The organism is Pseudogulbenkiania subflava DSM 22618, from assembly GCF_900177275.1.
In the GTDB taxonomy this organism is placed as follows: domain Bacteria; phylum Pseudomonadota; class Gammaproteobacteria; order Burkholderiales; family Chromobacteriaceae; genus Pseudogulbenkiania; species Pseudogulbenkiania subflava.
On sequence record NZ_FXAG01000005.1, the window covers coordinates 105,529 to 119,173 of the forward strand.

Genomic DNA, 13,645 nt, shown 5'->3' on the forward strand with positions numbered 1-13,645 from the left:
CGGGGGCCGGCCACTGGCCGGCCCTGGTGGGGGTTACCAACTGTTGCTTAGAGCCATTAACAAAATTCAGCGAAGCGGTCTCTGCTAGGCGCGCCGCCGCAGACAGTACAAGTCGTACGGCAAGCGTTTGCTGGGCGAATCAAAGATTCGCACGCGAGCGCAACAACGCAGGGAGGATTTTGTTAGCGGCTATCAGTGGCCTTCGCCGCCGCCGAACATGGTCTTGGCATAGATCAGGCCCAGACCATAGCCGCCGCCATGCGCAATCGAGGTGGCTACAGTTTCGTTGTAGCTTTCCCCGCGCGCCCAGTCGCGTTGCAGTTCGAGCAGGTACTGCAACGAGGTCATCGGGCGGGCGCCTTGTTGCACCATGCGCTCCATGGCGCGCTCGTGCGCCTCGTCGGAGACGTCGCCACAGGCATCGGCGATCACGTAGACCTGAAAGCCCTGATCCAGCGCCGACAAGGCCGGGCCGACGATGCATACCGAGGTCCACAGGCCGGCCAGCACGATCTTGTCTCTGCCGATCGCATTCACCCGCTCGGCGATGCGGCCGTCTTCCCAGGTGTTCATGGTGGTGCGGTCGATCACCGGCTCGCCGGGAAATACCGATTTGATTTCATCGAACAGCGGGCCGGAGAAAGTCTTCTCCGCCACGGTGGTCAGAATGGTCGGTACATGAAATTCCTTGGCCGCCTTTGCCACGAGGGCAGCGTTGTTGCGCAGGGTGACGGCGTCGATCGACTTGGTCGCAAAGGCCATCTGCGATTGGTGGTCGATCATGATGAGGGTGTGGTTGCTCGGGTCAAGCAAGGTCTGGCCAGGCTGAGCTTTGGCGATAGGCATGATCGTCTCCTGATAGAGGCTTCTCGATGGATGGGTGACAGTCGCGCAAGACAGGTGCGCCGGAGGGATGTCCGGCGGCGGCGTCTTGCTCTCGTAAGCTAGTTTTCTAGCCCAAATAGCACAAGCGGATAGTTTCGATCGGCCTGATCACATTTTTCGAACCCCATGGCAAGCCGGCCGCCGGCGCGCTACGCTGTCAGCTGGCCTGTGAGGAAAAACGAGTGATGAAACTGAGTTTGGAAGCGCTGGAAGTGCTGGATGCGATCGACCGGCACGGCTCTTTTGCCGCGGCGGGGGAAGCCTTGTTCAAGGTGCCGTCCTCGATCAGCTACATGATCGGCAAGCTGGAAGAAGACCTGGGCGTCACCTTGTTCGACCGTACCGGGCTCAAGGCCAAGCTGACGCCCACCGGGCAGGCCGTGCTGGAAGACGGACGGCGTCTGCTGCGCGGGGCGATCGAACTGGAGCGCCGCGCCAAGAAAATCGAAGCAGGCTGGGAGAGCGAGCTGCGCATCGCCGTGGACGTCATCCTGCCGTTCCGCATCTTGCTGCCGTATATCACGACCTTTTACGGGGAAAACTCGCAAACCCGTCTGTTGTTCAGCCACGAGGTTTCGGGCGGGCCGTGGGAGGCGCTGCTGGACGGCAGAGCGGACTTCGCCATCGGCGCGCTGGATCACGCACCCAATCTGCCCGGCTTCTCGAGCTGTTCCATCGGCCAGGTGCAGTCCGCCTTCGCCGTTGCCCCTGGGCATCCGCTCGCCGATGCCGTGGAGCCGCTCGACCGCTCGGTAATCGGGCAGTATCGCCAGGTCGAAATCCAGGACACGTCGCGGCAACGATAATCGCGCCCGCTCGATCTGCAAATCGGGCAGGATTTCCTGCTGGTGCCCAATCTCGAGGCGAAGTTGGAAGCCGTACTGGCCGGGCTCGGTTGCGGTTTCTTACCAGGCTGTCTGGTTCAGCACTGTGCCAATCTGGGCAAGCTCAAGGTCAAGGCGGTGAAAGAGCCGCGGCCGATCAAGCAGTTCTTTGCCGCCTGGAATACCGGCGATGCCGGGCTTGGTGTGCAGTGGTGGATCGAGAAGCTCTCGCAGGGGGATTTCATCAACGATGCCTTGATCGTCAAGACGCTGGCGGCCACGCCTCTGTCCCCGTAAACGACGGCTAGCTTCTGCCGGGCTGGCTGCAACGAGGTACTGATCGGTTGGCGATCGTAATAGCGCTGGCAGAGGACGATGGACTCGGAGATGGCGGGTAGGGCAGGCCTCTTCGGCCAACGGGGGAGAGGACATCGGGCTCCGCCCTCCGGCAGGAGCCCGATGTCTGTCGCGCTTGTATCGGCTTACTTGGCAAGGGCGGTGTGGATGGCCTTGACGGTGTCGGTGCCGATGCGCGCGGCCATCTCGTTCTGAACCGGCTGCATCGCCTTCACCCAGGCGGCTTTCTCGGCCCCGGTGGGCTCGTAGATTTGCGTCTTGCCCGAAGCCTTGATGGCGCTCAGGGCAGCGGCGGTGTCTTTCTCGGCCATCTTGTCGTTGTATTCGGAGGCGTCCTTCATCGCCCCTTCCAGCGTGGTGCGGATGTCCCCGGGCAGGCCGTCCCAGAACGATTTGTTGACCACCACGGCGTACCCGCTATAGGAATGGCGGGTGTTGATCATGTATTTCTGCACTTCGAACTGCTTCTGGGTGTACAGATTGGAAATGTTGCCGTCGGCACCGTCCACCACGCCGGTCTGCAAGGCCTGATAGACCTCGGACAACGCCATGGTCTGGGGCAGAGCGCCGACCGACTGCACGATGGCGGTGTTCACCTTGGACGAGTTGATGCGAATCTTCAGACCCTTGATGTCCTGCGGTGTGCGGACCGGCCTGTTGGCGCTGAACACGCGAAAACCGTTGTCCCAGAACGCCAGCCCTTTGAGCCCGCGGGGTTCTAGCTTTTTCAGCAGAGCTTGGCCTACCGGGCCGCGCGTCACTTTGTGCACCTGGTCTTCGTTCATGAAGAGATAGGGCAGGTCGAACACCTCGAACTCCTTCATCCCCATCGGACCGAATTTACTGGTGGTCGGCGCCAGCATCTGCACGGCGCCCAGTTGCAGCGCTTCCAGTTCTTCCTTGTCCTTGTACAGCTGGCTGTTGGGGTAGATGACGACCTTGACCCGGCTCTTGGTACGTTCTTCGGCCAACCTCTTGAAGTACTCGGCAGCCTGGCCCTTGGGCGAGTCGGGGGTGACGACGTGGCTGAACTTGATGACGATGGGGGCGCTGGCAAAGGCCGGGGCGGTTGCGCTAAAGGCGGCGGCGATGGCCAGCGTGGTGATCAGGCGCTTCATGAATCTGTCTCTCCTTGACGTTGTAGGCTTCCTGGCCGTCGGCCAACATCGATCGTGGTCGTGTCTGCCGTTCAGGCTCTTTTCATGGCGTCGCGCGGGGCGGGTGGTCGGTCAACCCTTAGTCCAAGGGGGCATCCCTGCTTGGGCGCTTCGGTGAGGGCATTGTCGCCAGAGAATTCTCATTTGTTAAATACATTATTGTCTTGTATTGATGAGTTTTTGTGTGTTTGGCGAGTCGAGGAAAATCCCGTACCGGCAGCGGCTGGCGCGGCGATATCCGAGGTGGCTGCGGAGGTGTGTCCCCGCGTCATGGACAAAAAAAGAGCCGCCCGGATTACGGGGCGGCTTAAGGAGTCACACTGTGGAAACGGGATGATCGCACTGGCTCGCCGCCTGGGCGGAGCAGAGTGTTCTCCGCCCGTAGTGACAGAGGCAATGTCCGGATTGTGCGCAGCCGATGGCTGTGAGTAAAATGAATTGATATAAAAGATTATTGACTTTTGATCATGAAAATCGACACGATCGGTGTGCAAGCCTTCATCGCCATCGCCGAGAGCGGCAGCTTCCAGACCGCCGCCGAAAGCCTGTTCCTGTCCCAGGCCGGCATCACCCGACGGCTGCAGAATCTCGAGGAGTACCTGGGCGTGAAGCTGATCGAGCGCACCACGCGCTCGGTGGCCCTGACTCGTGTCGGCGAGGATTTTCTACCGCATGCGAAGCGTTTGCTGGGTGAGCTTGCCAGCTCGCTGGGTGAAATCCGTGATACCGGCAAGCTCAAGCGCGGCAGCGTCACCATCGCTTGCGTGCCGACGGTGGGGGTGCGCTTCCTGCCCCGGATCATCCAGGCCTATTCGGCCAAATTCCCGGACAATCGCATCAAGATTCTCGACCACACCTCCGCCGGGGTTTCCAGCGCCGTGTTGCAGCGCGAGGCCGAGTTCGGCATCACCATCGCCGGCTCGCACCATGCCGAACTGAGCAGCGTCCCGCTGCTGGAGGACGACTTCGTCCTGATCTGTCGTGACGACCATCCCTTGAGCGAGCGCACGCAGCTGTCCTGGAAAGAGCTGGAGCCTTATCCGCTGATTTCGATCGGCCAGTTCAGCGGCAACCGCCCCTTGCTCGACCGCGCCCTGGAGGCCCAGAACCTTGCTCTGCAGTCGGTGTACGAGGTGCAGCGTGTTTCCACTGCGCTGGGGCTGGTGGCGGAAGGGGTGGGGGCCGCCGTGTTGCCACGCCTGGCCTTGCAAAGCGATGCCTACCCGCGCATCCGCGTGCTGTCCCTGGTCGATCCGGTGATCGCCAGGGGCCTGGTGCTGATCGCGCGTAAAACGGCCGAATTCTCACCGGCCGCCGGCGCGCTCTACCAGATGGTGCGCGAATCCACGGCGAGTGGTTAGGGTGTTGCGCCACGACAGGTGCGGTCCGGAGCCGCGACAACGCCGGTTTTCCGGGCTGGGCGCGGGTTGAGATGAGCGCCGGCATGGCTATCGTCACGGGCCTGAAGTCCTGCCGGCGTCGAAGTAGATCAAAAATCGAATTAGAAGGGTGGCATAGCGCGCGCCAGTGGCTATGCTGAAATCAGATTTCTCCTCTTTGGGCCCCGCCAGCGTTGCCGGGCCCTTTTGTTTGTGCCGTCGTCGGCGCCGGGAGAGGCGAGAGCGCGTGCGGCGGCCTGTGCCGGCAAGGGGTGCTCAACCCTTGCGAACACGATGTCGTGGCAAAAGCGGGTACAATTTGCGTTTACGCTTCAAGACAAGACGGAAAGCTGGATTTGATGGTGTGGGTCCTATTGTTGCTGTGTGTGGTGGTGGCGGGTGCCTGGCTGGTGCGTAGTGGCAGGTTGCCGCTGGAAAAGCTCACGCACTGGTTTGATCGTCTGTTCGACATCGGTGACGACCGGCGTGCCGAGGAATGGGATGACACGACCTTGTTCGAGCCGGTGCCGCGCCCGAATCAATCCTCCTCCCCGGCCGCGGCGGAGTCCCGACCGGCGTCGGCACCGGATGCCGTCGCGCCCCGCCCCGAATCCGCGCCTGCTGTGCGCCGCACTCCGTCGATGCCGGACCCGGGCCTGCCCCAAGTCGAGCTGCCGCGTTTTCAATCTCCCCCGCGTCGGCAAGCCGAGGCTGGGCAGCTGCAGCCCACGGCCGACGACGCCGTGGCACCCCGTTCCGAGTCGATCGCAGCGGCTCGCCGCGGCACCCGAACACCCGCACCCGACAAGAATCTGCCCCATGTCGAGCTGCCCCGTTTTCAGACGCCCGCCCGCCGCCGCCAGGCGGAACCGGCCAACCCGGCGCTGCCGGTGATCGGGCTGGCCGACGTGCAGCATAACCTGCACGCCGGGGTGCGACGGCGCCAGCGCGAGAACGATCTGAAAGGGGCGGGGCGTCTCCGCGCCGGATTCGATTCCGCAGCCTCGGAGTTGCCGCTGATCGGTGCCGACGAGGTGAGGGCCCAATTACGCCAGATTCATGGCGACAAGCCGCCGCAGCATTTCACCCCGGTGGCCAAACCGCTCAAGGGTGTCCCGGCACCGGCCAGCCCGCGTCCCGTCGTGATGCCACCGAAACCGGTGATCGCCACGCCACCCCTGGCACGGCCGGCCCCGGTTGCCGCGCCACGCGTACCCGTCATGCCGCCGGCCGCGATGGAGCCGCCTTCGGCGACTCGGCATAGTGCCGATGTCGCTCAGGCCAGCACGCCGAGTGCTCCGGCCGCGCCCGAGTTTGTCGCCGTAACGCCGCCGCCGGCCCCGGCGACAGAGGTTGTGACGGAACCCACGCCACAATGCGAACCGGCTGTACGTGAGCCCGCACCGGCCCCTGCGGCGCCGGCCTCCGTGCCGGCGGTGGACTCCTCCTCGCCGGTCGCCGCCTCGGCGCCCATCATGAAGATGAAGGCAGTTTCCGACGAGCCCGCCCCCCGGCTCGATCCTGCGGCGTCGAGGCAACCGGAGGTTACCGCACCAGCCTGGAGCGCGGTGTCAAAGCCGGCGGCTGCTGTGGTCGAGGAGGACGAGCCGGAACCTGTTGCCGCCACGCCGCCCGAGACGCCGCAGCGGCCGATATCCGGCCTGGTCTGGGAAATGATCAGCGAGCGTTCGGCAACTGCGTCCGCGGCCGCACCAGGTTGGCCGAAAGCCGAGCCCGTTACCGACGCCACAGCCGCGCCAGTCTATCCCGTGTCCGAGCCGGTCGAGATCGGTGCCGAGGATGCGATCTGGCCTGACGTGGAACCCGCCCGCGCGCCCGCGGCACCCGTGCTTCACAAGCATCCCTTGCCGGTGATCTATGGCGAGGTCTGCCTGCCGCCGCTGGAGCTGCTCAACCCTGCCGACGGTTTCGAAGAACCTCAGAACGAAGAGCTGTTGCTCGAGCGGGGGATCGTCATCGAGGAAAAATGCGCCGAGTTCAAGGTCAAGGTCAGCGTGGTCGATGCCTACGCCGGGCCGGTGATCACCCGCTACGAGGTGGAGCCGGCGGTGGGCGTGCGCGGCAACCAGGTGGTCAACCTGGTGAAGGACCTGGCGCGCGCGCTGGGGCTGGCGTCGATCCGCGTGGTCGAGACCATTCCCGGCAAGACCTGCATGGGGCTGGAGCTGCCCAACCCGCGCCGGCAGATGATCCGGCTCTCGGAAATCTTTTCGGCCAACGTGTTCCAGGATTCCGGCTCGCGCCTGACGCTGGCGCTGGGCAAGGACATCACCGGTCAGCCGGTGGTCATGGATCTGGCCAAGGCGCCGCACCTGCTGGTCGCCGGCACCACCGGCTCCGGCAAGTCGGTCGGCGTCAATGCCATGATCCTGTCGATGCTGTACAAGGCCACGCCGGACGAAGTGCGCTTCATCATGATCGACCCCAAGATGCTGGAGCTGTCGGTGTATAACGACATCCCGCACCTCCTGGCGCCGGTGGTGACCGACATGAAGCTCGCCGCCAACGCGCTCAACTGGTGCGTCGGCGAGATGGAGAAGCGCTACCGTCTGATGAGCGCGCTGGGTGTCCGCAATCTGGCCGGCTTCAACCAGAAGGTACGCGAGGCCGAAGAATCCGGTCACAAGCTCACCAACCCGTTCAGCCTGACCCCCGAAACGCCGGAGCCCTTGGCGCCGCTGCCGTTCATCGTGGTGGTGGTGGACGAGTTCGCCGACCTGATGATGGTCGCCGGCAAGAAGATCGAAGAACTGATCGCCCGACTGGCGCAGAAGGCGCGCGCCGCCGGCATCCACCTGATCCTGGCCACGCAACGCCCGTCGGTGGACGTGATCACTGGCCTGATCAAGGCCAACATCCCGACCCGCATCGCCTTCCAGGTGTCGAGCAAGGTCGATAGCCGCACCATTCTCGACCAGATGGGCGCGGAAAGCCTGCTGGGCCAGGGCGACATGCTGTTCCTGCCGCCGGGCACCGGCTACCCGCAGCGGGTGCACGGCGCCTTCGTCACCGACGAGGAAGTCCACGCCGTGGTCGAACATCTCAAGCAATTCGGCGAGCCGGATTACGTGGAGGGGCTGCTCACCGGCGAAGCGGAGGCGGAGGAAGCCGCCGCCGGCGAAACCGGTGGCAAGAGCACGGCGGAAACCGATCCACTGTATGACGAGGCGGTCGAGATCGTGCTTCGCACGCGCAAGCCGTCGATCTCGTCGGTACAGCGCCATTTGCGTATCGGCTATAACCGCGCCGCGCGCCTGATTGAAGAGATGGAGGCGGCCGGCATCGTCAGCGCGATGGAGAGCAACGGTAACCGTACCGTGCTGGTGCCTGACCGCTCTTTCTAGCCCAGGCTTTTCCCCATGACAAAAGCGCGGCTTCGGTGGCGCTTTTGTCGTTTTATGTCCAACGTGGCAAATGCTGACCGGGCCGGCATGGCAGGAGGCAAGCGGTGAAGGAGCCGGCGGTTCCCGCTTTTCGCCGTCCCGCTCCAGGGCAGGGCGGATATGAGATCATGGGAAGCATTCAACCAGCGGAGGGATGGCCATGTCACCAATACTGCAAAACCTGTTGAAATTGCTCGATACCCCGCGCGATGGAGCGCTATTGCGCTTCGGTATCGCCAACGAGTACGTGCATGCGCAAGATTGGGCCGAAGCCGAAAAGCACCTGAGAGCGGCGCTGGTGATGCAGCACGACTACTCGGCGGCCTGGAAACTCCTGGGCAAGGTGCTGGCCTCGGCCGGTCAGGAGCGAGAGGCGTTGGCGGTCTATCAGGAAGGCATCGCCGTCGCTCAGGCCAAGGGCGATATTCAGGCGGTCAAGGAAATGACTGTGTTTGCCCGCCGCCTGCAGAAAAGTCTGGGCGAGACGGACTGATGGCGCCGTAGTCCGCTGCCGAAAGGTGGTAACCCGGCAAGCCTCATTTAGGATGATTCCGGGGCGGTTTCTCCGTGTTGGATATCACCCTGCCCCTTCGCGGTGATAGGCTCGCAACGTGCCAATAAACCAAACAATCGTTTGGTTGATCGGAGGCGAGGCATGGACGTCAATAGAAGCCATGTGGTTGACGAGGCGCTGACCATGCCAGGGCGGCTCGAGGCACTGCGCCAGCTATGCCGCGAGCGGGACGTTTCGACGTTGCAGCAGCGGCTCAAGCTCTTGCAGTCCTTGGCGTACCTGCTGGTCGTCCACCAGGCCGCGCTGGCGGAAGCGGTATCGGCCGATTTTGGCCGGCGCAGCGAGGTGGAAACACGTGTGTTGGAGCTGTTCCCTACGCTGGAGGCGATACGCCACGCCAAGCGCCAGCTGCCGCGCTGGATGAAGCGCCAGCGCCGCGGCGTGGCATTCTGGTTCTGGCCCGGGCAGGCCTGGGTCGAACCGCAGCCGCTCGGCGTGGTGGGGATCGTGGTGCCATGGAATTACCCGCTGTACCTAGCGCTCGGCCCGCTGGTGAGTGCGCTGGCCGCCGGCAACCGGGTGATGATCAAGATGTCCGAATTCACCCCGCGCACCGGCCAGCTGTTGGCCAGCCTGCTGGAACGCTACCTGGGGTCCGAATGGGTGCAGACGGTCAACGGCGGCATCGACGTGGCCCGGGCCTTCAGTGCACTGCCCTTCGATCACCTGCTGTTCACCGGCTCCACCGAGGTGGGGCGGCAGGTCATGAAGGGCGCCGCCGACCACCTGGTGCCGGTGACGCTGGAGCTGGGCGGTAAATCCCCGGTCATCGTCGCCCCGGGCTTCTCGCCGACGCGTGCCGCGGCCGCCATCGTGGCCGGCAAGCTGCTCAACGCCGGCCAGACCTGCGTGGCGCCGGATTACGTGCTGGTTCCGGCCTGCGAGCGCCAGGCCTTGCACGACGCCATCGAAAGCGAGGCGGCTCGACGCTACCCGCACTGGGTCGACAACCCCGACTACACCACTATCATCAACTCGGACCAGCTGCAGCGTCTGGAAGGGCTGCTCGACGATGCCCGGGCAAAAGGTGCGCAGATACGCCAAGTGAATCCGCCGCCCGGAGACTGGCGCGTTCACCGCGCCTTCCCGCTGACGCTGGTGTGGGATTGCCCACCCGAGGCCGCGCTGATGCGGCAGGAGATTTTCGGCCCCATTCTGCCGCTGATCGAATACGACTCCATCGAGACCGCCATCGCCTATGTCAACCAGCGGCCTCACCCCCTCGCGCTCTACCTGTTCGACGACAACGCCCAACGGATCCGGTCCGTGCTGTGTCAGACCCGCTCGGGCGGGGTCACGGTCAACGAGACCATGCTGCACGTGGCGCAAGGCGATTTACCCTTCGGTGGCGTCGGCCACTCCGGCATGGGGCATTATCATGGCCGAGAGGGCTTTCAGGCGTTCTCCAAGCTGCGCCCGGTCTTCCGGCAGGGGCGGCCGAACGCCATCGCCTGGATGCGCCCGCCCTACGGCGCCCGCGCACGCTGGCTGCTGAAGCTGATGCTGCGGCGTTGACCGGCTGCGCCTTGCCGCCGAGTCATCCGCCGGTACGCTTACGCCGGCTTGAACGATGGGGGTGGCAGCTGGCGGGCGATCTGCCCAGCCAGCTCGACCAGCCCCTGGTTGAGCGCCCTGACCAGGGCGGGGTAGCCGTTCCCTTGCTGGCGAGCCTCGATGCGGAAGGGGTGGCGGCTTGGTGTCACCGGCCGCCCATCGTGTAGCAGCCAGTGCCCGCTCAGCACAGCCCGTCCATTGAAACGGCCGTTGAACTGGTCGAACACCACTTCCAGCATCGGGTCACGCGGGCCGCCGCCGCTCAGCGGGGTGGACCAGCCATAGTGCGGCTGCAGCTGGCCCAGCTCGGCGCTCAAGCGCCGGCCGATGGCTTGCTCGGGCGGTTCCGCCCAGAGGTTTTGGCGGGCGGCGGTAATGGTGACGTCGTCGCTCTGGTAGACGATGTTGCGGTCGTTCAGGTAATCGGGCAGCCGGATGCTGAGCTGAATGTTGCCCTCGACAGCGCCAGCCTGGGGCGTCGCCATGGTCTCGTCCGACAGCCGGTAGTAGTGGACCTCGGGTGCACTGGCGCAGCCGGCCAGCGCGGCCAGTAGCACAAGCCCGTAACATCGCATCATGGTGTGGCTCCTTTCGGCTCGGGATCGCGGGCGGAGCGGTTGAACAGCAGGGCGTTGGGGGTTTCGTCCAGGGTGCGGACGACCGGGCGCATCTCCCGCAGCAGCTGGTTCAGTGTCGACAGTGATTGCTGCAACTGCTGGTAAGCCGGGGACTGCGGCGAGACGCCATTCAGCGTTTGCTGCAATTCCTGCAGGGTGCCGCGCAAGTCTTGCGGTAGTTGCTGCGTATCCGGCTGGGCCAGCAATCCGTCCAGGCGCTGGGTCAGGCGGCGCACTTCGCTCAAGGTGCGCTGTCCTTCGGCCAAGGTCTGGTCGGCATTGCCCAGCGTCGTATCGAGCTTCAGTCCATTGAGTTTGTCGAGGAGGGCGATCACCTTCGCCTCGATCTGGGCCAGCCCGCCGCTCGTGGTCGGCAGTACCGACAAACCGTCGATGCTGGCCATGCGCTGGTCGCGGAGCTTGCCGTTGAAGTCGAGATCGACGAACACGGCGCCGGTCAGCAGGTTGCCGGTTTTCAGACTGGCATTCAGTCCCTCCCCGATAGCGTGTTCGATTTCCTGCTGCCAATCGTTCGGCCGCGAGGGCGTGAACGATTCGATGCGGTCGGGCTCGATCCGCAGCAGCACCGGGATGCGCCGCTCGCCGAGCACCCAGCGTTTCCTGCTCTTCAGCGGGTAGGGCAGCGCTTGCACCGTGCCGATGCGCAGGCCCCGGTATTCCACCGGCGCGCCGACCGTCAGGCCGCGGACCGACTCGTCGAAGAAGGCCAGGTAATCGATATGCCGCCCGCTGTATTGCTCGGCGATGCTGTCCTGGTCCGGGTAGAGGTTGAACGGCGTCATGTTGGCAACCCGCCCCCCTAACGGCCGGCCGGGCGGAACGTCGAAGGCGACGCCGCCGCTGACCAGGGTTTCCAGCGAGCCGGTGCGTATCTTGAATCCTTCGGCGGTGGCGCTGATCTGCAGGCCGCTGGCGACCCAGAAGCGCGAGGTATCGGTCACCAGCCGGTCGTAGGGCTGTTCGATGAACAGCTGGTAGTTCATTTGCCGGGTGGCCGGGTCGAAGTGGGCCGTTTCAACTCGTCCGACTTGAAAGCCCTGGTATAGCACTGGGTCGGCAACCGACAGCACCCTCACATTCTGGCCGTTGAGGCGAATCCGCAGCCCCGGGACATCGGGGCCGGTGACCGGTGCCGACGACAAGGCCTGGAACTCCGTCTTCTGCTCTGATGATTTGCCCGGCTGCAGCTGGATGTAGGCGCCGGAGAGTAGCGTGCCCAGCCCGGATACCCCGGTCTTGTCGATGCGCGGCTTGACCACCCAGAAGCGGCTATCGACGCTCAGCAGCGAGTCGGTGCCGGCGTCGAGCCGGGCCGTGACCCGTACGCTCTTGTTGTCGGGGCTCAGCCGCACGGCGGTGACTTTGCCGATGTTGACGTCGAGCACCCGGATGGTGGTTTTTTCCGGGGTGATGCCCTCGGCGCTGGCCATGTTCAGGGTGATCTCCGGTCCCAGCTTGCTCCAGGTGTCGTAGATCATCCACAAGCCCGCCAACATGGCGATGATCGGCACGATCCAGACCATGGAGAACCGCCGCAGTGGCCGGGTTCGTGCCGGATGTTGGTTTTCGTCAGTGGAATTCGTCATGTTCTTGTCCGGTTGAACCCGGTTGTTTTATATCCCATAACAAGCGTACGTCAAAATTCATGGCCGACAGCATGGTGGCCAGGACCATACCGCAAAAGGAGAGTGCGGCGACGCCGGGGTGGACTGACATCAGCGAGCCCATGTGTACCAGCGTGACCAGGATGATGACCACGAACACGTCGACCATCGACCAGCGGCCGATGAAATCGATGACGCGGTAGAGCCGCGTCAGGTGCAGCGGGTGAACCTGGTGCGGGATGGCGGCGGCGAGGCAGAGCAGGGCGAGCGCAATCATCTTGGCGATGGGGATGAACACGCTGGCGACGAAGATGATCATCGCGATCGGGTAGGAGTGGTTCTGCCACATCACAAAAATACCCTGGACGATGGTCGACGGGGTGATGCGGCCGAGCGACTCGGTCAGCATGATCGGGTACAGGTTGGCCGGGACATAGAGCACCACCGCAGCCAGCAGCAAGGCGGCGGTCTTCTGCAGGCTGCGGGGATGGCGGACGTGCAGGCTGGAGTGGCAGAAGCGGCAACAGTCTTCGCTGGCAGGCGACAGAAAGCCGCAGCTATGGCAGCCATGGCTCGGTTCGGCCTGGCCCTGCGTGGGGTCGGTGCCATGCAGCAGGTTGATGCGGTAATGCAGCCAGTGGGGCTCGATCAGGCAGCCGGTGCGCGTCAGCGCCAGGCTGAAGCCAAGCAGCGCCCAGAACGACAACCCGAAACCCACCTGGGCCAAGGAGGCCATCTTGATCATGCTGACGATGGCGCCGAGCAGGAACACGTCGACCATCATCCATGGTTGGATCCGCCCGACCAGTGTGGCCAGCGGCCGCAGGCCGGGCAGCCGGCGTCCGGTCTTTATGCCGGAAAACAGGTAGATCACGGTCAGCAGGAACAGCCCCGGCAGCAGTAGTACGCACAGCAGCAGCACGTTGGCCAGCAGGGCGAAGTCGCGCCGGTAGATTGCCTCGGCGTTCTGCAGCAGCGAGATCTGGGTCTGGTTGCCTTGCACGTCGATGGCGAGCAGCGGAAAGCTGCACGCCAGCAAGAGCAGTATCAGCGAGGTCCAGGCAAAGGCCAGAGGGGCATCGACGGGCGAGCGCGGGATGCTGACCAGGTGCTCGTCGCAGCGCGGGCAAAACGCCTCTTCGCCTACCCGCAGGGCGGGCAGGGTGACGTGCAGACCGCATTGCGGGCAGGCCATGACGTGCGCGGGCAGGGTCATCGGCTCGTCCGGGGCGAACGGGGTGGCCAGAGTGGAGGGCATCGTGTGCTGGA

General features: G+C 64.3%; 9 protein-coding genes and 1 pseudogene. 5 read left to right on the forward strand and 5 right to left on the reverse strand.

Going from position 1 to position 13,645, the window contains the following annotated elements; translation table 11 throughout:
• Window positions 1–192 precede the first annotated feature (192 nt).
• Window positions 193–846 carry a hydrolase gene (locus B9N72_RS06495; RefSeq protein ID WP_085275617.1) on the reverse strand — a complete coding sequence of 218 codons (654 nt, stop codon included), beginning with the start codon at window positions 844–846 and terminating at the stop codon, window positions 193–195.
• A gap of 224 nt (window positions 847–1,070) precedes the next feature.
• Between B9N72_RS06495 and B9N72_RS06500 the strand changes: the two are divergent.
• A pseudogene (locus B9N72_RS06500) lies at window positions 1,071–2,006 on the forward strand (LysR family transcriptional regulator).
• A 185-nt stretch (window positions 2,007–2,191) separates the two neighbouring features.
• Here the strand turns inward: B9N72_RS06500 and B9N72_RS06505 are convergent.
• Window positions 2,192–3,184, reverse strand: a complete 993-nt coding sequence (locus tag B9N72_RS06505) for a TRAP transporter substrate-binding protein (RefSeq protein WP_085275618.1) — start codon at window positions 3,182–3,184, stop codon at window positions 2,192–2,194.
• Between the two features lie 506 nt (window positions 3,185–3,690).
• Here B9N72_RS06505 and B9N72_RS06510 point away from each other — a divergent pair.
• From B9N72_RS06510 to B9N72_RS06525, 4 genes are all read left to right on the forward strand, one after another.
• Entirely contained in the window at window positions 3,691–4,584 is an 894-nt protein-coding gene (locus B9N72_RS06510; RefSeq protein WP_085275619.1) for a LysR family transcriptional regulator, read from the forward strand.
• A gap of 377 nt (window positions 4,585–4,961) precedes the next feature.
• Entirely contained in the window at window positions 4,962–7,967 is a 3,006-nt protein-coding gene (locus B9N72_RS06515) for a DNA translocase FtsK (protein WP_085275620.1), read from the forward strand.
• 199 nt (window positions 7,968–8,166) lie between these two features.
• Entirely contained in the window at window positions 8,167–8,499 is a 333-nt protein-coding gene (locus B9N72_RS06520) for a hypothetical protein (RefSeq protein WP_085275738.1), read from the forward strand.
• A 162-nt stretch (window positions 8,500–8,661) separates the two neighbouring features.
• Complete coding sequence (locus tag B9N72_RS06525; RefSeq protein ID WP_085275621.1) at window positions 8,662–10,095, forward strand: coniferyl aldehyde dehydrogenase; 1,434 nt, start codon at window positions 8,662–8,664, stop codon at window positions 10,093–10,095.
• 38 nt (window positions 10,096–10,133) lie between these two features.
• Here B9N72_RS06525 and B9N72_RS06530 read toward each other — a convergent pair whose 3' ends face one another.
• The 3 genes from B9N72_RS06530 to B9N72_RS06540 are packed head-to-tail and all read right to left on the reverse strand — an operon-like array spanning window position 10,134 to window position 13,634.
• Window positions 10,134–10,712: a PqiC family protein gene (locus B9N72_RS06530; protein WP_085275622.1), complete on the reverse strand. Its 579-nt coding sequence runs from the start codon at window positions 10,710–10,712 to the stop codon at window positions 10,134–10,136.
• On the reverse strand, window positions 10,709–12,358 hold the full coding sequence (gene pqiB, locus B9N72_RS06535; protein WP_143477763.1) for an intermembrane transport protein PqiB: 1,650 nt from the start codon (window positions 12,356–12,358) through the stop codon (window positions 10,709–10,711). The genes B9N72_RS06530 and pqiB overlap by 4 nt, the downstream gene beginning before the upstream one ends.
• A complete protein-coding gene (locus tag B9N72_RS06540; RefSeq protein ID WP_085275623.1) occupies window positions 12,342–13,634 on the reverse strand; it encodes a paraquat-inducible protein A in 1,293 nt (430 codons plus the stop codon). The genes pqiB and B9N72_RS06540 overlap by 17 nt, the downstream gene beginning before the upstream one ends.
• Window positions 13,635–13,645 lie beyond the last annotated feature (11 nt).

Excerpts from the sequence above, each read along its gene's own strand:
- B9N72_RS06525 (WP_085275621.1), top strand. The coding sequence starts at position 8,662 with ATGGACGTCAATAGAAGCCATGTGGTTGACGAGGCGCTGACCATGCCA.
- B9N72_RS06520 (WP_085275738.1), top strand. The coding sequence starts at position 8,167 with ATGTCACCAATACTGCAAAACCTGTTGAAATTGCTCGATACCCCGCGC.
- B9N72_RS06495 (WP_085275617.1), bottom strand. The coding sequence starts at position 846 with ATGCCTATCGCCAAAGCTCAGCCTGGCCAGACCTTGCTTGACCCGAGC.
- B9N72_RS06540 (WP_085275623.1), bottom strand. The coding sequence starts at position 13,634 with ATGCCCTCCACTCTGGCCACCCCGTTCGCCCCGGACGAGCCGATGACC.
- B9N72_RS06515 (WP_085275620.1), top strand. The coding sequence starts at position 4,962 with ATGGTGTGGGTCCTATTGTTGCTGTGTGTGGTGGTGGCGGGTGCCTGG.
- B9N72_RS06510 (WP_085275619.1), top strand. The coding sequence starts at position 3,691 with ATGAAAATCGACACGATCGGTGTGCAAGCCTTCATCGCCATCGCCGAG.
- pqiB (WP_143477763.1), bottom strand. The coding sequence starts at position 12,358 with ATGACGAATTCCACTGACGAAAACCAACATCCGGCACGAACCCGGCCA.
- B9N72_RS06505 (WP_085275618.1), bottom strand. The coding sequence starts at position 3,184 with ATGAAGCGCCTGATCACCACGCTGGCCATCGCCGCCGCCTTTAGCGCA.
- B9N72_RS06530 (WP_085275622.1), bottom strand. The coding sequence starts at position 10,712 with ATGATGCGATGTTACGGGCTTGTGCTACTGGCCGCGCTGGCCGGCTGC.